At 33.8% G+C, this 18,882-nt stretch carries 23 protein-coding genes; 17 read left to right on the top strand and 6 right to left on the bottom strand.

The window, feature by feature from the left end; translation table 11 throughout:
- Positions 1–324: 324 nt before the first annotated feature.
- Entirely contained in the window at positions 325–672 is a 348-nt protein-coding gene (locus tag ACN6MX_RS09245; RefSeq protein WP_419962323.1) for a hypothetical protein, read from the top strand.
- Between the two features lie 254 nt (positions 673–926).
- On the opposite strand, the gene ACN6MX_RS09240 is transcribed toward ACN6MX_RS09245, so the two are convergent.
- Positions 927–1,751, bottom strand: a complete 825-nt coding sequence (locus ACN6MX_RS09240) for a DegV family protein (protein WP_419962322.1) — start codon at positions 1,749–1,751, stop codon at positions 927–929.
- Between the two features lie 600 nt (positions 1,752–2,351).
- Between ACN6MX_RS09240 and ACN6MX_RS09235 the strand changes: the two genes are divergently transcribed.
- From ACN6MX_RS09235 to ACN6MX_RS09225, 3 genes are all read left to right on the top strand, one after another.
- The gene (locus ACN6MX_RS09235) at positions 2,352–2,648 is read left to right on the top strand and encodes a hypothetical protein (RefSeq protein ID WP_419962321.1); all 297 of its coding nucleotides are present in this window, start codon (positions 2,352–2,354) and stop codon (positions 2,646–2,648) included.
- Between the two features lie 844 nt (positions 2,649–3,492).
- Entirely contained in the window at positions 3,493–4,068 is a 576-nt protein-coding gene (locus ACN6MX_RS09230; RefSeq protein ID WP_419962320.1) for a dihydrofolate reductase family protein, read from the top strand.
- 590 nt (positions 4,069–4,658) lie between these two features.
- Positions 4,659–5,162, top strand: a complete 504-nt coding sequence (locus ACN6MX_RS09225; protein ID WP_419962592.1) for a GNAT family N-acetyltransferase — start codon at positions 4,659–4,661, stop codon at positions 5,160–5,162.
- A gap of 179 nt (positions 5,163–5,341) precedes the next feature.
- Here the strand turns inward: ACN6MX_RS09225 and ACN6MX_RS09220 are convergent, their stop codons facing one another.
- The gene (locus ACN6MX_RS09220) at positions 5,342–5,785 is read right to left on the bottom strand and encodes a carboxymuconolactone decarboxylase family protein (RefSeq protein ID WP_419962319.1); all 444 of its coding nucleotides are present in this window, start codon (positions 5,783–5,785) and stop codon (positions 5,342–5,344) included.
- A gap of 112 nt (positions 5,786–5,897) precedes the next feature.
- Here ACN6MX_RS09220 and ACN6MX_RS09215 point away from each other — a divergent pair, with 112 nt between their 5' ends.
- The 8 genes from ACN6MX_RS09215 to ACN6MX_RS09180 all read left to right on the top strand — a co-directional run bounded on the left by ACN6MX_RS09215 (position 5,898) and on the right by ACN6MX_RS09180 (position 11,820).
- Positions 5,898–6,254, top strand: a complete 357-nt coding sequence (locus ACN6MX_RS09215; protein ID WP_419962318.1) for a hypothetical protein — start codon at positions 5,898–5,900, stop codon at positions 6,252–6,254.
- A gap of 167 nt (positions 6,255–6,421) precedes the next feature.
- Positions 6,422–6,943 (top strand): GNAT family N-acetyltransferase, encoded by a 522-nt coding sequence (locus tag ACN6MX_RS09210; RefSeq protein WP_419962317.1) that lies wholly within the window; start codon positions 6,422–6,424, stop codon positions 6,941–6,943.
- Positions 6,944–7,301: 358 nt separating this feature from the next.
- A complete protein-coding gene (locus ACN6MX_RS09205; RefSeq protein ID WP_419962316.1) occupies positions 7,302–7,787 on the top strand; it encodes a peptide ABC transporter substrate-binding protein in 486 nt (161 codons plus the stop codon).
- A 590-nt stretch (positions 7,788–8,377) separates the two neighbouring features.
- Entirely contained in the window at positions 8,378–8,803 is a 426-nt protein-coding gene (gene fabZ, locus ACN6MX_RS09200) for a 3-hydroxyacyl-ACP dehydratase FabZ (protein ID WP_419962591.1), read from the top strand.
- A gap of 162 nt (positions 8,804–8,965) precedes the next feature.
- Positions 8,966–9,445 carry a VanZ family protein gene (locus tag ACN6MX_RS09195; protein ID WP_419962315.1) on the top strand — a complete coding sequence of 160 codons (480 nt, stop codon included), beginning with the start codon at positions 8,966–8,968 and terminating at the stop codon, positions 9,443–9,445.
- A gap of 524 nt (positions 9,446–9,969) precedes the next feature.
- A complete protein-coding gene (locus tag ACN6MX_RS09190; RefSeq protein WP_419962314.1) occupies positions 9,970–10,254 on the top strand; it encodes a hypothetical protein in 285 nt (94 codons plus the stop codon).
- Positions 10,255–10,902: 648 nt separating this feature from the next.
- Complete coding sequence (locus tag ACN6MX_RS09185) at positions 10,903–11,298, top strand: hypothetical protein (protein WP_419962313.1); 396 nt, start codon at positions 10,903–10,905, stop codon at positions 11,296–11,298.
- A gap of 33 nt (positions 11,299–11,331) precedes the next feature.
- A complete protein-coding gene (locus ACN6MX_RS09180) occupies positions 11,332–11,820 on the top strand; it encodes a hypothetical protein (protein WP_419962312.1) in 489 nt (162 codons plus the stop codon).
- Between the two features lie 5 nt (positions 11,821–11,825).
- Here ACN6MX_RS09180 and ACN6MX_RS09175 read toward each other — a convergent pair whose 3' ends face one another.
- Entirely contained in the window at positions 11,826–12,707 is an 882-nt protein-coding gene (locus ACN6MX_RS09175; RefSeq protein WP_419962311.1) for a GNAT family N-acetyltransferase, read from the bottom strand.
- A 352-nt stretch (positions 12,708–13,059) separates the two neighbouring features.
- Here ACN6MX_RS09175 and ACN6MX_RS09170 point away from each other — a divergent pair, with 352 nt between their 5' ends.
- From ACN6MX_RS09170 to ACN6MX_RS09160, 3 genes are all read left to right on the top strand, one after another.
- Entirely contained in the window at positions 13,060–13,425 is a 366-nt protein-coding gene (locus ACN6MX_RS09170; protein ID WP_419962310.1) for a hypothetical protein, read from the top strand.
- A gap of 254 nt (positions 13,426–13,679) precedes the next feature.
- Entirely contained in the window at positions 13,680–14,057 is a 378-nt protein-coding gene (locus ACN6MX_RS09165) for a peptidylprolyl isomerase (protein WP_419962309.1), read from the top strand.
- A 196-nt stretch (positions 14,058–14,253) separates the two neighbouring features.
- On the top strand, positions 14,254–14,538 hold the full coding sequence (locus ACN6MX_RS09160) for a hypothetical protein (protein WP_419962308.1): 285 nt from the start codon (positions 14,254–14,256) through the stop codon (positions 14,536–14,538).
- Between the two features lie 343 nt (positions 14,539–14,881).
- On the opposite strand, the gene ACN6MX_RS09155 is transcribed toward ACN6MX_RS09160, so the two are convergent.
- Entirely contained in the window at positions 14,882–15,595 is a 714-nt protein-coding gene (locus ACN6MX_RS09155; protein ID WP_419962307.1) for an IS110 family transposase, read from the bottom strand.
- 377 nt (positions 15,596–15,972) lie between these two features.
- On the opposite strand from ACN6MX_RS09155, the gene ACN6MX_RS09150 reads away from it, so the two are divergent.
- Together ACN6MX_RS09150 and ACN6MX_RS09145 are read left to right on the top strand one after the other, a co-directional pair.
- Complete coding sequence (locus tag ACN6MX_RS09150) at positions 15,973–16,209, top strand: cold shock domain-containing protein (RefSeq protein ID WP_375220653.1); 237 nt, start codon at positions 15,973–15,975, stop codon at positions 16,207–16,209.
- A gap of 344 nt (positions 16,210–16,553) precedes the next feature.
- Positions 16,554–17,270: a class I SAM-dependent methyltransferase gene (locus ACN6MX_RS09145; RefSeq protein WP_419962306.1), complete on the top strand. Its 717-nt coding sequence runs from the start codon at positions 16,554–16,556 to the stop codon at positions 17,268–17,270.
- Positions 17,271–17,870: 600 nt separating this feature from the next.
- On the opposite strand, the gene ACN6MX_RS09140 is transcribed toward ACN6MX_RS09145, so the two are convergent.
- Positions 17,871–18,248: an rRNA methyltransferase gene (locus ACN6MX_RS09140; protein ID WP_419962305.1), complete on the bottom strand. Its 378-nt coding sequence runs from the start codon at positions 18,246–18,248 to the stop codon at positions 17,871–17,873.
- A gap of 90 nt (positions 18,249–18,338) precedes the next feature.
- On the bottom strand, positions 18,339–18,881 hold the full coding sequence (locus ACN6MX_RS09135; protein WP_419962304.1) for a helix-turn-helix domain-containing protein: 543 nt from the start codon (positions 18,879–18,881) through the stop codon (positions 18,339–18,341).
- Between the last annotated feature and the right edge of the window lies 1 nt (position 18,882).

The following is an 18,882-nucleotide window of genomic DNA, read 5'->3' as shown; positions in this document are numbered from 1 at the left end:
AAAAATGCTCAAAGAGTGCTAATGGTATAGTGTGCGACATTCTGTGATGCCCCGTGGTCGTTGGAGTCAAACTAACGTGTGGGCTCTATGGCACAATAGTTGATCGACCTTCTTCACCAGCCGAAGTATCCTATGCCTGTTCTGAAACAATTTTCATCCTCTGTGGTGCAGCGTTTTTTGCTGCATGGATGGCTAACGGGTGCTTTAGCAGAAAAAGACTGTCAGTAGTCAGCCTTTATTCTTATTCAATTAAAGCCGCAGGTTAGTCGAAGAAGGAAATGATGAATAGAATGTAGAAAATAATGTATATGAGGAGGAAAGGTAATGGACGATTTAATTGGTTATGTAGTAGTTGTATTTATAATATTAGGTATATCATATGGTTTAGTAAGACAAATAAAAAATACTTTGAATATCCGAAAAGTTAATAAAACAAGTTTTTCTAATTACAATAAGTCATTATTGAGTAATTATATTGCCTGTATGTCACCATTAGGCTTTCTCATTTCTTATATATTTAATGTATTAGTTGGTTTACAAATAATCGAGTCAAAAAGTATTACAAGTGTTAGTACAGGCATTAGTTGTTTTGTATTTATTCTTGTTTTAATAATCACTAAATTATTTATTATCTCCAAAAATTCTAACCAACACAAATTACTAAATCGATAAAAGCTCGATCAATTTGCTTTCATTTGTTATACGCTAACGGGTGCTTTACTTCAAGAAGGAGTAAAGCTTTTTTCAAATTGAACCATAAGAATCCTTCTTTCACATAAATTTTTGTGTGGTAACTTTATTTTATCAGAAGTGATGCTTATTTTTATTAAAAAAATATGCAAAGCCGATGAAATTTTACTCGTCGTAAAATTTCATCGGCTTTTTTCATTTCAGAAGTGGGCTTTGTCCAAGCCTTGTTTTTTCTATTAGAATGAAATAATCATTCCACCTTTGCCAGCATAGGTTCCCATTGTTGCACCCATGTAACGAACTATGACATCTTTTGGCTGAAACCGTTGAATAAGTTCCGCTTTGAACATTTCTGCTTCCTCTATGTTTCCTGTATGAGTAATTCCAAAAATGGTGTTAGAAAAATCTTCTTTTTTTTGACGGATAATTTCAAGTGTCTTTTTTTGAAATCTCTTCTTTCCTTGGACTTTTTCCAGAACCTCCACCTTGCCATTAACACCTTCTAAAATCACTTTAATATTGAGAATCTTAGCTAATGACCCTTGGAATTTACTTAGTCGCCCACCCTTTACAATGTTTTCTAACGTATCTAAAAGGATGAGTATATTCATTTCTTCTCTATCCTTTTCCAGTTCAGCAACAATCTCTTCTATTGAATATCCTTTTTGAGCAAGTTCAGCGGCGTGGATAACTTGGAAACCATGAGCAAGTGAACCTGCCAAGGTATCAAAGACTGTAACATTAGCATCAGAAAGTTCTTTTCCCATACAAGCAGATTGATAAGTACCGCTTAATCCAGAAGAAATAGTAATACATAACAATTCATCTTCCTCCCCAAATTTGGAGAATGATTCCGCAAATGCTGCTGGGGATGGCTGGGATGTTTTTGGTAAATCTTCCGAAGAAAATAACTTTGAAAAGAACTCTTGTGGAGTTAGATCAATACTTTCTAAATAGTCGTTTCCCTCCATATTGACCTTCAACGGTACGACCTTAATATTATATTTCTCTAATATTTCTTTCGACAAATCAGAAGAACTATCTGTAATAATTTTTATCATTTCCTTACCGCCTTTATGTTAAATATGCACAACTGTTCTAATCATTATTATATCAGTTACTCGTTTTATTAATTGTTTAGAAGCTCAGAAATCAGTATATAAAGAACTATTACTTGTACTTTTTAGCATATTTGGAAACCAAATCCGAAACCCGCTGTAATTGTTTTGTACCATATGAAAGTGCCTCCATTCGCTTTCTCGTTTTACTTATTGGCAAAAGAAAAGTATTGGTAAACAGTTTCCGTTTTGAAGAAGTGAATGGGAAAGTAGATACGACGAATATGCTTTCACAAGTCTACTTACCGAAACAACTGAGTAATCACTGCTTTTATATGATTTCAGTGTAGGTAACACTTTTCTTCCATTAACGGGTACATTTCTTCAAGAAAAAAGGGGGATACTATGGTACTGAAAAGTAAAAGAGTTTTTTATATGCTTTTTTTATTAATTGTTATTTTACTTTCGGGATGTAATGGTAATGAGAAGTCAATTAGTAATTACTATTTATCATTAATGTGAGAAAGTCAGACCTGGAATTTAACTGGATACGAAGTTGTAATAACACCAGAAAATTTTAAAGCAGGTAATGGAACTTTACATGTGAAAAATGGAAATAAATCTATTGTAGACTCTTCTTATTTCGAAACACACGTAGTTTTTAACAATAAAGATGTAGTAGTGCATACGGGTGCGGTGACTAGTACTGGAATTGATATTACAGAGGAACCAACTGCCGCAATTGAGGGTGGGACATATCTGAAGGAAAATGGAACCCCTATTACATTAAACGAAATAAATAATATTTACATGATTGTTGAATGGCGGGGGAAGAGTGAAAGTGCTAAAGAAAGAATTGATTTATACAAACCTAACAAAGAACAAACCTTCTTGGACTAACGGATGCGCGCGACAAGTTCTGTTATAAGCGCTTTTTAGTGTGAAAATACAGGAGATTTATAAAAATAAATTTCAACTTTACAACGCAGATAGGAATGATGGAGCCATGTTTCCTGAAACTATCCCTTCAATACTTCTGCATGCGTCCTGATTGACTGGTCATGGGGTGTGAAGCACTGGTAGATTCGGTTGACCTAGGCTGAAGCCATTCTTATGGAAAAGGTATGCCCACGGATAGACCGCTTGGCTGAAAAACTAGATATGGTGAGAATAGTTTCTATATAAAGGAACTGACGTACTTCAGAAGATACGGATCTAAAGTTAGAACATGAGGAAACTTGTGTACTATCCAATGATCGGGTGAACGGTGTAAAGTAAATGCGCTCGAAATAACTATACTGAACAATAGCGGTATCCAGTTCACATGTTGAAAGGAAGTACCTACGTTTAGAATGTATAGCTACGTTGTAAAGGTACGACCAGTGAAACCTCTGTAATGGAGGTAGAGGAACAGCCCCAAGTCTTGTGATAAGTAATAATTATTTTCAATTGTGCATTGCACCGGACGGGTAAGAATTGGGAACATCATTTCTTTGTAGAGTGATGCCACAGTGGAATGAGTAAGTCTTTTTTCTTATTAACTAAAGAAGCAGGATGTTTCAATAAGCAGGAACTATTGATTGGAAGTCCGACCACTAATCTTAATTAGCGGTTATATGTACGGGATTACGAATGGGCAGTTTAGATTAGTAATACCTAAGAAACAACCCAAGTTGAATTATGCTAAAATGTAATTAATGTATGTATAATGTAGATATCCCTCATGAACAAAGGAGAACTGAAAATGAGAAAACTCGTTCTATTTCTGCACGCTTCGCTTGACAGTTTTGTAGAAGGGCCGAACGGTGAAATGGACATTGGCTGGGTATCCTACGATGCTGATTTGGAGAAACACGCGAAAGAAATTCTGAGTACTGCCGACACTGTTATTTGGGGACGTGGGACTTATCAGATGATGCACAGTTATTGGCCATCTGTGCCTTCGAACCCATCAGCTTCGCAGCATGAACGGAATCATGCCGAGTGGATCGAAAAGACAGCCAAAATCGTATTTTCCACGACGCTAGAGAAAGTCGAATGGAACAATTCCAGACTGGTGAAGGAAGATGTCGAGGAAGAGATCAAGAAACTCAAAAAGCAGCCAGGCAAGGATATGGTCATCCTCGGCAGTCCTAGGTTCGCGCACTACCTTATGCAGTTTGATTTAATAGATGAGTATAAAATTACGGTTTCTCCCGTCCTAATCGGCAGCGGGTTGCCGTTATTCCAAGGTCTCAAGGAGAAGATCAATCTTAAACTTATCGAAAACAAGACATTTGATTCTGGAGCCATAGGCCTCGTTTACCAGACGGTTAGATGACCTTGCCACCTAAAGTAGATTACGCTAACGGATTACGTTAGCACAATAAAAGCAGCGGCAGTCTAGGTATCTCGAATCCCTAGTCCGTCACTGTTTTTTTTACGAGTCAGTCTAACTCAGTCGGGTGATCGTGTCGTTTGAGCTTAGAGTAAGGAGAAACGCCAAGTCGGGAGCAATTCAGGGCTTAGCGTATATTTTCGTTAAAATGTTGGCGGTAGGTACCCCTCAAATGACAAATCGGTTCACATATGGTTAAAAAAGTGAATGAATCTAGGCTCATAGCTCTTGAACATTCGTCATTGACTATAAATATGGAAACTGGTAAGGGAATTTTTAAATTGAAGTAAAAAATAAACTATTTTGATTGGAGATAAGGGATTGCTGCAATTCCTAAAAAGTGTGAATTAATCTTAACACTTTAGTTCTTCTTCAATTAAGGGGTGTTTAGTTAAACAAGACCATCATTTCGGTGGTCTATTTTTTTATCCAAAACATCAAGTAGATCTCAGAAATCCATTGTGAAATATTACACTAAAACTAACGGGTTAGGAAGGAATGCGAAGATCTGCTAAAGAATAGAAGAAGAGTAAATTAATTTTGGGGAAGGAGAGTGTTACATAATTTCACTTTGGAAAATTACATTAGAAAATCGAAGAGAGGTATTCAGGTTAGAGGTTGCAGATGACCAACGCCGTTTTGTTGCATCCAATCTTTCAAGTGTTGCTTCATGTTATGTTCTTGCTACCAATGGAGGAAGTCCACTTCCATTTGCAATTTACGCTGATGAAGAGATTGTAGGATTTGTTATGATTATTTATGGTATTACTGGTTACGAGCTTCCGAGAATCGCTAATAATAATTATTGTATATTGCGTCTTATGATTGATAAAAGATACCAAAATCAGGGGTATGGTAGGGAGGTTATGAAAAAAATATTGGAATTCATACGCACATTCCCTGTAGGACATGCTCAATATTGTTGGTTAGCATATGAAGCCGAAAACATTGTCGCTAAAAAGTTCTATGAAAGTTTTGGGTTTCGTGATAACGGTGAGATATGCGAAAATGAACCAGTAACTGTGTTAATTCTCTAACCCTTACAAATTTCAACTTACATATTCAACAAACGAGTGCGAATGTTGAATATGCGTCTTTGTTCTTATTAAAACTAACGGGGCAGTTTAATTCAACAAGAAAAGTAGAGATTGAAGGTCGCATTTGAAACAAATTGTGGAAGAAAAAACGAGCACCTCAAAGTGCTCGTTGGTAGTTATTATTTTTCAGTTGCTATATTTCCCATGGCAATAGAAATTCTATTCCAATTGTTAATTTGATTTATGATAAGAATAAGGTCAACATATTGTTTCTCGTCATAGTGTTCACGTACTCGTTGATAAAGAGCATCTGGAACACGTTTTGTCGGTATTAACGTCACGTGTTCTGCCAACTCCAAAGCTACTTTTTCTTCTTCTGCGTAAAATTCACACTCTTGCCAAGCACTAACACAGTATATTCTTTGTTCTGTTTCACCCATTTTTCGTGCATCAGCTGTATGCATATTCAAACAGTATGCACAGCCGTTAATTTGAGAAACACGAATTTTAATAAGTTCACGAAGTCTTCGTTCGATTGCTGTCTTTTTCGTGTACTTCTCCATGTCCATAATAATTTTCATACCATCAGGTGCTATCTCATAATAGGGTACTCTTGGTCCCATAAAGCAAAAACTCCTTTAATTTAAGTTAAGGTTAATTATATCTTAAAAAGAACGTTTGTACTAATTTGATGTGTAATAGAAGAGAAGGTCCTAATTCAACTAACTGGTGCTGGTGTTTTTTGTTTCAATAATTACATTCATTTCAAGTCTAGGGGCAACACTTTTTCTTGAACTAATGGTGCAGTTTATCAAAGAAAGATTTGAATGGGAGGATTATATGATAGGCAAAAAAAAAGACTTTAAATATCCAAATTTCAACAACTATTTTAAGAAATTATTTCCCTTTATTTTTATCCCAACTTTATTAGCATTTCTATTCAGTGATTCTTTCATTACAAATAACCCGTTTGAAGAATTAGAGGATTATGGTTCATTTTTATTTGTAATATTATTTACATTATTAATGGCAACTATAGTTAGCTCAGTAATAATTAGTCTTATCTGGACATTTACTAAAAAGGTCGATTAAGTTGAATAGTTGTCACTCCCTGTGTCTTTCGTTCTCAACTTAAGGGGCAGTTTAGTTGAATAAGGAAAAATTGAAACTTATCTCAAAGTATTCCGTAATAAAGTTATATATCAAAGCTCAATAACCTATGAGTGGGAGTGACTTGTCTTAGGAGAGGAGATAAAAAAATGATTGAATTACGAAAGATAAACGGGGATAACATAGATGAAGTAATAGCACTTGAAATTGAAGAAAACCAGGAAGACTTAATAGAAACTACTAACCTCAGAAGCTTTGCAGACGCTCATATGTTGAACGCAGACGGTATACCAGCGACTCCCTTTGCCATTTATGCCGATGAAGTTGCGGTTGGATTTTTGATGTATATTTATGATACGTTGGATCATGAATCATTTGAAAATGAAGTTTTTTACGCGAAGAAGAGCTATTTTATTTGGCATATTATGATTGAAAAGAGTTACCAGGGGAAAGGATATGGCAAACTAGCTTTTGAAAAAATGTTGTTGGATATTGAAACTACGCCAGATGGAGAAGCAGAATATGTAGCTCTCTTTTATCGAACAAGTAATGTCATAGCTAAAACATTATACGCTTCATTTGGTTTCGTAGATACAGGAATCATTCAGGATAATTCGATGTTAGCGATTAAAAATCTAGATGGTAAAACAACAGAATCCTTAGTAGAATAGGATCTCTCGGAAAGAAATGTAAGCTATCAACGTCTTGAACCATAATAAATACAAATATCCAGAAGAAAAAAACGATTTTGTTAACTCTGTCTTAGCAATAATATAATATTTATATCGCAATCGGGGCACGATTGTTTTAAAATTACTAGGTAGAAAATGATCAAACTTTATTCCAAACCACCATTTGCGATTCTTTACTTAACAACTAATATTTTTAAAACCATCAAACAGGTGCTTTACTTCAAGAAGGAGTAAAGCCCTTTTCTTATTGAACTAATGCAGTAGTTTAGTAAAGAACAAGTTTATTTGAAACGGAATAATAATTAATATCGTCTATACAGTAAAGGAGGGGGTAAATTTGAAGATTAAAAATTTTAGTATTCTTCTTGTCCTATCGCTATTGCTTTCTGCTTGTAATACTGAAATTGAGCCAAGGGAGCATTTAGGAGAAATATATAGTGTTGCATTGGACTCAATAATGGAACAGGATGAAGCATTAAATAGTGATATGGAATATATAGCTATTGATATGAGTAATTTCGAGAACGCAGATGAAAGTGATAAAGAAGAAATTTTAAGCTTCTTTGAGGAAAAGTATAAAGTAGAAGTAATGGACGCTACTCTTGAACAACTGAAAGAAAAGGGATTATACAATTCAGATACGATGGGTCTGGATGGCGTACTTCTTAAAATAGTAAAAGTTGATTTTAAGTCCAATAATGAAATCTTTTTTGAGGGTTCCAAGTATCGTTCGGGTTTAGGGGCAGTTGGAGTAGAAGGTAAAGTTCATTATAAAGATAATAATTGGGAATCCAAAGAAGTGAAAATGACTTGGATTAGTTAATTATTATTGAGCTAACAGGTGCTTTACTTCAAGAACGAGTAAAGCCTTTTTTCTTATTGAACTAACGCCGATGTTTAGTGGAAGAGTGCTATTTAACTTGTGTTCAACAATCGGTCCATATTGTTATATTGTATATAATTGGCTGATTATTGGAAACGTTGCGTTAAATTAGTTAAGAAAGGGTTGAACCTTGTGGATAAAAAGAAAAAATATTTATATTAGCTTTTGTAATGGGTGTTATTTCAACTGCCTTCGCATTACCATTGCTGAGTGCGCTGGGAGTTCCTTCGTTTGATGTGGTATTAACTGCCCTATTTGGAGAAGGAAATAGCGGGGCGTTAGTCTTTTCTCTAATGTTAATTCTTCTAATCACTTTTGGTGCTGGGAAAGCTATAAAAAGCTAAAACAGCAAAATTTCTCTTTTCTTATTTAACAAACGGGTTCAGTTCATTAGGGGTTAAGCACCCTTTTCTTATTCAACTAATGCCGCAGTATAGTTGTATAATGTCTATTTTATAGTAACAACTATTAAGACCACGTGATAAAATTAAATAAATAGATTTAATAAAATTGTTATGGGGGCTTAAATGATGTTAGATACTCAAAAAATTAAGGAAATAATTAAGCATCGATATCCATTTCTATTAGTGGATAGGATTTTGGAATTAGAAGAAGGAAAAAGAGCGGTTGGTATAAAAAATGTGTCAGCAAATGAGGATTTTTTTAACGGGCATTTTCCCAACTACCCTATTATGCCAGGTGTATTAATTGTAGAGGCATTAGCTCAAGTAAGTGCAGTTGTGATGTTAACTAAAGAAGGAAACCATGGGCGATTAGGGTTATTAGTAGGAATAGATAAATGTCGTTTTAAACAGCAAGTAAAACCAGGAGACCAACTCCGTCTTGAGATTGAAATCACTCGATTAAAAGGACCTATTGGAAAAGGTAAAGGTATAGCTACAGTTGATGGAGAATTAGTTTGCGAAACGGAAATAACATTCGCTTTTGGTGATTAATATATCTTAATTAAAAGATGTAGTTAATAATCTTGAATATAGGGTGCGGGTAATTATAAAAAAAAGCATCTTCAATGGGTGCTTTACTTCGAGAAGAGGTAAAGCTTTTTTTCTTATTAAGAGTTAACATTAAAATAAGAAGAAAGACAGGTTAGGAAATAAATGAAAAAAATAATAAGAGTGATTTTTGGTATTAGTTTCATATTTTATTTATTAGCATTGGTAATGCTATTGTTTGTTGGAGTTATGTTTGTGGGAATTAGAGGTAATATATGGGCAGACTTATCGTTGATCGAATACCTAAAGAGTTCTTCAAATTTCGTTCCATTTAAAACAATCAGTACATATATTCAGGCGATATTTGATGGCAGTATGAATATTGATATACCTATCAAAAACCTTGTTGGTAATTTAATTATGTTTTTGCCAATGGGTATTTACCTCCCATTTTTCATAGTCAAGATTAATAAAGTCAGCATATTTACTATTTTAATGATTATATTGTTTTTCTTTATCGAAACTATTCAATTAGTTACAAGAAGGGGAAGTTTTGATATAGATGATTTCATTCTTAATACGGTTGGTGCTTTGATAGGTTTTGGATTTTGGAAATCGAAATTCGTTCAGAAATTACTAAAATAATATTTATTTCTTCTAATTAAGCTAAAGGGTGCTTTAGGAAAATATAGAGCTGATAATAAAGTTCACTTTTCTAGTTCATCTAACGAAGCAGGTTATTTTAAGTGTGTTATATAATAAATGGATATCATTAGTTCGAAAGTCACGTGTTAGTACAGGGAGGATTGTATGTGGAGTTTTAGCACTTTTAAAGACATACGTTATTGGATTCTTTTGATACCAGCTATAATTATTTTGGTCTTGTATGCTATTTTTACCCCGGATAATATTCTTGAAAAACCTTACGTTGCACCAATTACACTACTTATAGGTGCAGCTCTATTCTGGTCTATATACCACCTTTGGAAGTATTTTGGTGATAAAAAGAAGAGGGATAATACGGAAGACAGTTGCGATTTGTAACTTGCTTGTTCTAGTATCAGTTGCTTTTTTTTAAAGAAGGAGTAGAGCCTTTTTTCTTATTGAACTAAAGCGACAGGTTAGTTTATGAAGGAAAACGAAAGTAAAAACAAAAAGGAGCATTAAAAATGATTATAGAAGTGTCTTTAGGACCTGATACTCAATATGTTCGATGTATTTCCAAAGTAGGAAGAAATATTGCTCAACTTCAAATGGAATTCTTTGATTGGCTTTTCGATAGAAGCAATGACCATAGGTATTGGAAATACGATGAAGAGGCAGGGTATATTGTTAATTACGATGCAGAAGCTCTTGTTTACTGGCTTGATCACTTAAGATATAAAAAAGGAAAAAGGGTTGCTGCATTAATAGACCAACCAAACATTTCTCCGAAGAAAAAAATTGAATTTTAAGCAATTCTTATTCAGCTAAAGGCGCAGTTTAGTTGAATAAGAAGGTTTTTATACTATTGTGTTGAATAAGTTAATATATGTAAATTATTGAACAAAAGGGGTACTTTACTTCAAGGCAGGGGGTTGCACTTTGTTCTTGACCATATAGTTCAGTTTAATAAATTTATTTTATGGAGGGATTTGACTTGAAACAGGCAACTTATCTAATTGGTGCATTTATATTAGGAATATCGGTAGTAATATCTTCTTTTATTTTTTGTAGCACCTTTTCAAATTCAATGAGTAAGGTAAATGATTCTCAAACAGTAATGAATTCAATACCTGATTAAATGACTAAAATACAACTTTCCGAATATCTTCAGATAAGTGAGCAATCAATAGAAGGCATTATTAAAAAAGATGAATTTGAGAAGGCAAAATTAAGTAGCTTTGACACTTATCAATTTATTCCATACTTAAAAATCGATAATCAAAAAAGATTCTTAAAAGCAGAGATAGATGAATGGTTGAAGTATAAGAATGATCACCACTAATTCACTAATGGGTGCTTTACTTCAAGAAGGAGTAAAGCTTTTTTTCTTGTTGAACTAACGCGTCAGTATAGTTGAACAAGGTTTGGAAAAAACACCCCTAAAAGGGTCTAAGAAAATGAAAAAAATAGTTTTTGTTGTCTTACTTTTGATAATTTCAATTGGGGCTGTTGAGAAAGTATCTGTTGATTCAATAGAATTAGCTGAAGGTACATTTAAAATCGATGAATTACAAGAACTATCAATAAAACAAGCGATTGAATTATCATACCCTGCTGCTTTGGAATGGAATGAAAATGCACAATTACTAGATGCGATAAATATAAACTTAGATGATAAGGCTGAGAAGTCAATTGGAAGCAACGGGAAAAGAAAATATTGGAATATTAATTTTGGAGTACCAGATACTCATAAGAATTTTTTGGTAACTATTTATAAAGGGGAAGTTGAAGAAAAAAAGATCTCACAGTGGATGGTAACTCTCCTTATTCCAAAAAGGATTTTATTCCCTTAGAAGATATTAATTATGATTCATGGAGGTGCTTCGTTGAAAAGATTGTCTCTGTTATTGATAGCTGTGGTATTTACTTTGTTTAACCTTGGTGGATGTTCCTCTAAAAATATTCAAAAAGTAAATGTTTACGAAATGGAAAGCTTTTCGGATATCAAAAAAGATTCATTGACCTCGTTTACAGACTCAAAAGTTGTTAATGATTTTGTAAAGGCGTTAAACAACGCTGAAAAAATGCCAGGTATAGTTGATATGGCTGACCCTGAGTATAAAATTGAATTTGGTGAAGAATCCTATTTTCTTTGGATAAGTGAAGAAAGTTCCACGATAATGAATTTAAAAGATACTCATACCATCTATACCCTTTCAAAAAGTTCAGTAAAAAGGGTTAATGAGTTATTAAACTCCCATGAAACGAGTGTTGGATATGTGTCTCTTTTTTCTTCTTCAACTAACGGGTGCTTTAGCAGAACAAGACTGTCAGTAGACAACCTCTATTCTTATTCAATTAAAGCAGCAGGTTAGTTAAGTTAATCCATAAGTTGTTTTGTCATAAATACTTGTGAAATATCAGTATTTTTAAATCCATTATTTTTTAAAAACGGAAGGACATTTTTTATTTTGTCTTCCAAATTATAAGTAGTTCTTTTAATAGGACGATTAAAATGAAGTCCTTCCTGTAGAGCAGCTTGAAGAGCACGTATTCCATCGTTATGTTCATTGTTAGTAAAAGCTTGGAATAATGTGACACCTTCTGATTCATTACCAAATTGTTGCTTTGCTCTTACTAAACAAGCAGCAAGTACTTCATTATCCTTCATTGCAATAATTGCCTCTCCACCAGCCTTTGGTGTAATGGAAGGATCTACTTGCCAAGGTACTAAAGCTGGGAAAATACTTGAATTTACTGCTTGCAGTGCAGGTATTCTTTTCAATTCAAATTCACTAGCAATTTTTTCATCATAGCTTAATACACCTTCTGCCTCCAAAAAATGCAGGGTATCAATTACTTTATACCCAACCTTCTCATATAGTTTTATAGCTGGTTGATTAATGGATAGAGCTTCTAATGTAGCAATATTTACTTTTTGCTGATTTAACAGGTCAAGAGCATTTTCAATTAGGATTGTTCCTAGTTTCTTTCCTCTGTATTCTGGAATAATTCCAGTACCACCATTCCAAGCAATTTTCTCACCATTTACTTCCCGAATGCCTTGTAATACAAATCCTATTGGTCTATCTTCATCAAACATAACAACAGACATTGCCGCTGATAGATTATCATTTCCAAAACGAGCTATAAAAGCATCCAATGGCATCTTCATCGGAATAAAATATCCTTCAAACCCACTTGTAAAAAGTTCGTGTGCTTCCTTAAAAGTTAAATGTTCCATTGTCTTAAACGTAATCATTTCATAACACCCCTTGTTAAAAAAGTAATATACATTTCTTTAGATGACTTCCCTATTTCAGAATAAGGAAATGCTGGCTGCAAAACAGAATCATGAAGAAGAATTCCATCAATCATACCACAAAAAAATTTGTAGAATGGGAAGTATTTATTTCTTTGGAGATCTCTCCACTCTCTTGACCATCTTGTAAAATGTCTTCTTAAACTAACGTGTGCTTTAGTTTAAGAAGGAGTAAAGCCTTTTTTCTTATTGAACTAAAGCAGCAGTTTAGTTGAATAAGAAGTAAGGTGTCAAGTTTTCCAGGAAACCTATATATTTTTTCTATTTATAACTGTTTAAGGAGAGGTCACATATGAGAAAAATAGTAATTGGTATTATAATAATCTGTTTATACTGTTTTCCTTTTGTTTATTTTTCAATGCACCTGGATTTTGCTAATCGTTCAATGCTTGGCTATTTATTTATGATTATAGTGACTTCACTACTTGCCTTCTTCGGCAAACTCTTTAGTAAATCAATCTCTCTTATTATTGGGAATATATTATCTGTAATAATTTCATTTTATTTCATAAGCGAAATGACAGGGAACGAACGATGGGGTGGCTATTTCAAGCCACTAACTCCATATCAATTATTAATCTTGGTTAGTTTTTTGAACTTGATTCCTCAGTTTTTCGCTTTGATGTTAGCAAATAGATACAAAAAGGGGAACAAATAAATTAGTCATCTTAAGAGGCTAAACAATATCAGCATCCCATTTTTTTAAGCTAACGGGTGCTTTACTTCAAGAAGGAGTAAAGCCTTTTTTCTTATTGAACTAACGCTGCAGGTTAGTTCAAAAGGAGTTTGTAAAGAAAAGCTCTCAAATACGATTTTGGGAACGGAGTCGTATTTAAGAATACCAGGGAAGGGCTTTTAATATATTTGTTGAATAATAACTTATGACCACAAAAAAGACGGGAGAAAATTAAATTGAAAAAACTATTTTGTTTAATGCTATTTTTAACTTTGATATTAGCTGCTTGTAATTCATCGGAATTGAATATTAGTGAAATTCAAAGTGTCCCTAATAAGGTACAAAAAGGGATTAACTCTGATTACACACTGCAACTAATTAATGAGGGAGAAAATACTGCGTATATTCTTTTTCAATCTAAAGGAACAGTTACAGCCGAACTTGAAATGAAAGATAACATATTAAACATAAAGTTAGATAAAGCAAATCAAGAAAATAATGAGCTAAAACAGTACGTATATAAACTGACTCGTGGTGATGCAGAATATGACACAATTAATCTTCTAGTTAATGGACAAACTATGCCTTTTGATAACGTCACAGGTGTTAACTGAATAAAATATCCGTATATAGACAATTTATTAACACTTTAAATCTGTTTCTTAACTTCAACTAAAGAGGCAGGTTAGTTGAAGAGTATTGTTTAAATTGTGTTCAACATACGGGCCAGATTTCGAAATAAAATAACTGGACCTTAAAATTTTGTAGATAAAAGTTCATCTTAAATAAAAATATAATGGAGGTATAATTATGTGGTTAATATTAGGACTTATTGCTATAGTAGCTACTTTTATAAATTTTTATATGTATAAAACAGGAAAAGATTATAAACTTGCGATGGCAATGGGATTATCATTTACAGCATTGACACTCTGTGCAGAACATAGCCTTGTATCTAATTGGGTAAAAGGAGAAGATTGGTCGGCTTTAATGGATGTTGTACCTACTATGGAAAAGGCGTTATGGTTTCTGACAATTGTTTCTATTTTGCTAAATATAGCACCTATACTTTTAGAACTAAAAAATAAAAAATAATTACTTATTGTCGCATCATTTATATAATGTGCAATTATTGTGTAAATCTTTATGTATAACTAATGGGTGCGTTTGCGGAACATTACTTAAACTCCCATGAAAATTAAAATCTTCGATTTAGAGAAATATACAATACGAAATAAGACGCGGCTCATTTATTTTTTAAAAAATGCAGCGCCTAAATGTGGATCAAATTATGAATTGGATTAGGAGGCATTTGGTTCAGTGATTGTAACGGTGTAACCTAAGTTTTCAAGTCTTCGAACAGAATATCGTACAATAGATTGCTCTTTCTGCTTGTCAAAGTAATCTTCACCTAAGTCTACGTACATTTCTTTGCGTGTTAGGAGATATAGGTGATTCTTAAAATGGCATGAGCAACTGATATTCCTGCACGCTTTTTACCCTTTCTTGATGCAGTCCGTCTATACAGGGCTCCCAGATAGGTTTTGGATCCTCTGACGGAATGAGCTGCTTCAATTAATGCCGATTTCAAGTACTTGTTTCCTTTTTTCATGTTGGTTGATTTCCTCTTGCCCGCACTCTCATTATGTCCAGGTACTAATCCTGCCCAGGAACATAAGTGCGCCGAACTGGGAAATTGCTTCTCGACATCCTTTTGAATCCGATTATGTTGTCTCGCACGCTCTTCAATAATACTTCGACGGTATCGAACTAACTCTCTTAATTCACGCTGATTTCGGTCTGGAATAAAACTTGCTTTAAGTAGACCGTGACGAAGAAGTTTGGCAATCCATTCAGCATCCTTTACATCGGTCTTGCGACCTGGTACTGCTTTCATATGTTGAGCATTCACTACTAAAAACTCAATGCTCTCGGCTTCTAGCAAGTTAACAAGAGGCTTCCAAAATACACCTGTACTTTCCATTGCTACGTGAGTACAACCATGCTCCTTAATCCAGTCAATTAACTGTAATAGAAATACAGTTTTAGTGGAAAACGTTTGAATCTCCTTTCCTTTTGGCGTAATAATACAAGCAGTAATGGAATCCTTATGGACATCCATTCCACAAGCACGTTCAATGATTACTTCCATTGTAATCATCCTTTCTACGGCAAATAGTATTGGAGGCTGGTGCAATAACCAGAGTAGGATTAATCTCCCATGAGTGCTTCCCGTAAGGGAGCGACAGTCTGTGATGCACCGTGGTCGTTGGAGTCAGACTAACGGATGGGCTCTATGGCACCATAGTTCATCGACCTTCCTCTCCCAGCCGTAGTATCCTACACCCGGGTTTTCACATTTTCATTCTCTGTGGTGTAGCGCTGATTTTGCGCTACATGGATGGCTAACGGGTGCTTTAGTTAAACAAGAGGCTGCCTTTAGCTGGGGAGTTTTTTCTTATTGAACTAACACAGCAGGTTAGTTGAAGAACATATTGTTTTCAACTTATGAAAATTGGGGGCTTTATTATGAGATATAACATTAAAGGAATATGTAAAATTTATCATGAAGAAGAGGGGTGGGGCTGGATTTCAATAGATGGAGAGGATGACGTATGGGTACATTTCAGTAGTATTCAAATGGATGGGTTTAAATCACTTACCAAAGGTGAGGCAGTATTGTTTGACCTTGAAGAAAACTCAAATTTAAAAGAACAATCACGTCGAGCTGTAAATGTTAAGAAACTCGTAAATAAGTTCAACTAACGGGGGCTTTACTTCAAGAAGGAGTAAAGCCTTTTTTCTTATTGAACTAAAGTAGCAGTTTAGTGCAACAAGGACTATCGTCAAATTTACAACGCTTTGGGCACATTTTTGTTTTACATACCCGTAATAGATTATTATTTTAGAAAATTAAGATATAATAAGAGTGACTTCATCTAGAAGGGATTGATTAATATGAAAAAGGTAACAAAGGTGATTGAAAAGTAGATATACTTTCTCTTTTCAAAGCAATAGTTAGTTCGTATAGGTTTTACAACCGGGTCTGGGAACGAAAGAATGATTCATGTTGGGGACAAACAAGTATGATTTAGGAAGTAGGTAAATAAATGATTCCACTAGTATATGACCAAGTTAATGGCTGGGGCAAAGACGATGAATTTTTTTTAGCACTATTGAAGAAGATTGAAGTAAAAACTATTGCTGATTTAGGCTGTGGGACGGGTAGATTGACAACTCATTTTGCGAAAGCAGACCATCAGATTACAGCTATTGACCCGAATGAAGAAGCGATTGAATATGCGAAAAGTAAAGAGTATCCAGGAGAAGTAATATGGATTATTGGTGATAGTACAAATTTACAAACAAATGCGTTTGAAGCTATCATCATGACAGCGAATGTTGCACAAGTGTTTCTTACAGAGGAAAGTTGGAAAAATGTCGTTGCTGATGCGTATCGAGCATTAAAACCCGGAGGACACTTTATTTTTGATACACGTAATCCATTAGCAAAGGCGTGGGAACAGTGGGAAAAGGACATGGAACCGGATGTTGCAACAGATTTGGTAAGCGGTGAACCACTTGAAATTTGGACGCAATATGAGGGTTTAGTAGACGATATTTATACGTTTTATGAAACGGTGAAAAAAGCACGTACGGGGGAAGTAGTTATTCATGAAAAAATGCAATTAAAATTTAGAACACAAGAAACAATCTATGAATCATTAAAAAAAGCAGGTTTTTCACAGATTCATGTTTATGGAGATTGGGAGTTTAATCAAGCGACTTCAAAAACAAAATCTTTTATTTTTCACAGTATAAAATAAATAATTTTCTGCATTTCTCAGGAATTTAGTTTATAAAGGCGTAATAAAGATTGTGAAGTATTGCACTTAAACTAACGGTGTGCTTTAGTTTAACAAGGTCATCATTTATGGTCTATTTTTATGTCCAAAACATCAATTAGATATTAGCGATCCATGTGGAGAAAACAATTCCTAAAAAAAGGCAGCAGTCGATCATTCGAGCAAGAGGGAAGTGTAATCATATTTAATAACTAAAAAGAACTGAAAGATAAGATGCTCAATAATAATTTGAAAAATGGTTTTGCTGTTTCAAATTATTATTGAGAGTGGACAGTATTATAATGAATAATTTTGATGATAAAAGATCGGAAAAGGAACGAAGTGATTATAAATTTTATCGTAAGAATAAAACAATATACATAGAAGTGTATGGAAGTTCTTTCTCAAAACCAATTTCTCGAACTAAGAAAAGTGTTGTATGGATGTTCTTGTCCATATACAATATACAAAATCTCTCTGATATCTCAATATTTCAAGTATACTTTAACAACGAAACATAACTTAGGATAATATATATTATGACCACATCCCTATTTTGTGATTAAGTTTGCGTACTCTTCTTTACTCTTTTTCTATTCTATATCGCCAATTTGCATTTTTTACTTCCTCTAAATTTATGTAGCTTTCACTGGCCTCTATAACATCATTTAAGTTTAATTTATTACTCTTTGCGAATAACCTTAAGCTATCCAGCGTGTCCTTATCACATGTCGTGCGGAATTCTACGCGATCTTTTGGTCTATTTTTCTTGTCATAGATTAATGCACTTTCATTTAATATATTTTCAAATCCATTTTCTAATAAATATCCAATATGTGAATTTGATTCTTTTGCCATCATTTTAAGCTTTTTTATTAAGCTCGCACTTATTCGAGTTTTATATTCAATTCTAGTTTCATCGACTGTTTGAATTAACTTTCCATTTACTATTTTCCACATGCTTTTCACACCTTTATAATTGTATATGTTTTTTAGCTAAAACTGTCTATTTAACCGCTATTGTGTATCTTTTAAGGTATTTACCTATCCTTACTGTTTAATCTGGTCTAAATAGCGATAAAGCGTTGATTTGCTTATACCTGTTTCATCTTTAATTTGCTGAAGTGTATATTCTTTACTTTCATACATATAAAATGCTCGATTTAAATTATCATCTGACTTTTTAGGCCGTCCAATGACTTTTCCCTGTTTTTGTGCCTCGCGTACACCAAAAATCGATTGATGACGTTTGATTTTTGTTTGAAGATCTGTCATTAACTCTAATATTTCTATTAAATTCATCGTTAAAATATCCGTACTTTTTATATTTTCATCAATAAATGTTACCGTAACTTGGTCTCTGTCAAATACACGCAACAAATCTTGAAAATGAGTCAGTGAATCTGCAAGTACAACGAAATTTTGTACAAATAGTTCATCAAACTTCGAGAGTTTCATAACTAAAGCTTCTAGTTCATTTCTTTTTTTCATGTATGGATGTTGCTCTTTGTAGGTTTCTATATTTTGTATATCTATTAGCTGAAACTTAGAGTCTTCATCATTTGTTAATGGTCTTTTGTATCCGTATTTCATT

The sequence above is a fragment of the Psychrobacillus sp. BM2 genome (assembly GCF_048572895.1).
GTDB lineage: Bacteria > Bacillota > Bacilli > Bacillales_A > Planococcaceae > Psychrobacillus.
This window is presented reverse-complemented; position numbering and strand designations above follow the sequence as displayed.

What these genes read in the sequence shown, in the direction of transcription:
- ACN6MX_RS09190 (WP_419962314.1), top strand. Translation starts at nt 9,970, where the DNA reads ATGATTATAGAAGTGTCTTTAGGACCTGATACTCAATATGTTCGATGT.
- ACN6MX_RS09150 (WP_375220653.1), top strand. Translation starts at nt 15,973, where the DNA reads ATGAGATATAACATTAAAGGAATATGTAAAATTTATCATGAAGAAGAG.
- ACN6MX_RS09175 (WP_419962311.1), bottom strand. Translation starts at nt 12,707, where the DNA reads ATGATTACGTTTAAGACAATGGAACATTTAACTTTTAAGGAAGCACAC.
- ACN6MX_RS09170 (WP_419962310.1), top strand. Translation starts at nt 13,060, where the DNA reads ATGAGAAAAATAGTAATTGGTATTATAATAATCTGTTTATACTGTTTT.
- ACN6MX_RS09145 (WP_419962306.1), top strand. Translation starts at nt 16,554, where the DNA reads ATGATTCCACTAGTATATGACCAAGTTAATGGCTGGGGCAAAGACGAT.
- ACN6MX_RS09245 (WP_419962323.1), top strand. Translation starts at nt 325, where the DNA reads ATGGACGATTTAATTGGTTATGTAGTAGTTGTATTTATAATATTAGGT.
- ACN6MX_RS09160 (WP_419962308.1), top strand. Translation starts at nt 14,254, where the DNA reads ATGTGGTTAATATTAGGACTTATTGCTATAGTAGCTACTTTTATAAAT.
- ACN6MX_RS09220 (WP_419962319.1), bottom strand. Translation starts at nt 5,785, where the DNA reads ATGGGACCAAGAGTACCCTATTATGAGATAGCACCTGATGGTATGAAA.
- ACN6MX_RS09230 (WP_419962320.1), top strand. Translation starts at nt 3,493, where the DNA reads ATGAGAAAACTCGTTCTATTTCTGCACGCTTCGCTTGACAGTTTTGTA.
- ACN6MX_RS09135 (WP_419962304.1), bottom strand. Translation starts at nt 18,881, where the DNA reads ATGAAATACGGATACAAAAGACCATTAACAAATGATGAAGACTCTAAG.
- ACN6MX_RS09240 (WP_419962322.1), bottom strand. Translation starts at nt 1,751, where the DNA reads ATGATAAAAATTATTACAGATAGTTCTTCTGATTTGTCGAAAGAAATA.
- ACN6MX_RS09185 (WP_419962313.1), top strand. Translation starts at nt 10,903, where the DNA reads ATGAAAAAAATAGTTTTTGTTGTCTTACTTTTGATAATTTCAATTGGG.
- ACN6MX_RS09140 (WP_419962305.1), bottom strand. Translation starts at nt 18,248, where the DNA reads ATGTGGAAAATAGTAAATGGAAAGTTAATTCAAACAGTCGATGAAACT.
- fabZ (WP_419962591.1), top strand. Translation starts at nt 8,378, where the DNA reads ATGTTAGATACTCAAAAAATTAAGGAAATAATTAAGCATCGATATCCA.
- ACN6MX_RS09195 (WP_419962315.1), top strand. Translation starts at nt 8,966, where the DNA reads ATGAAAAAAATAATAAGAGTGATTTTTGGTATTAGTTTCATATTTTAT.
- ACN6MX_RS09155 (WP_419962307.1), bottom strand. Translation starts at nt 15,595, where the DNA reads ATGGAAGTAATCATTGAACGTGCTTGTGGAATGGATGTCCATAAGGAT.
- ACN6MX_RS09210 (WP_419962317.1), top strand. Translation starts at nt 6,422, where the DNA reads ATGATTGAATTACGAAAGATAAACGGGGATAACATAGATGAAGTAATA.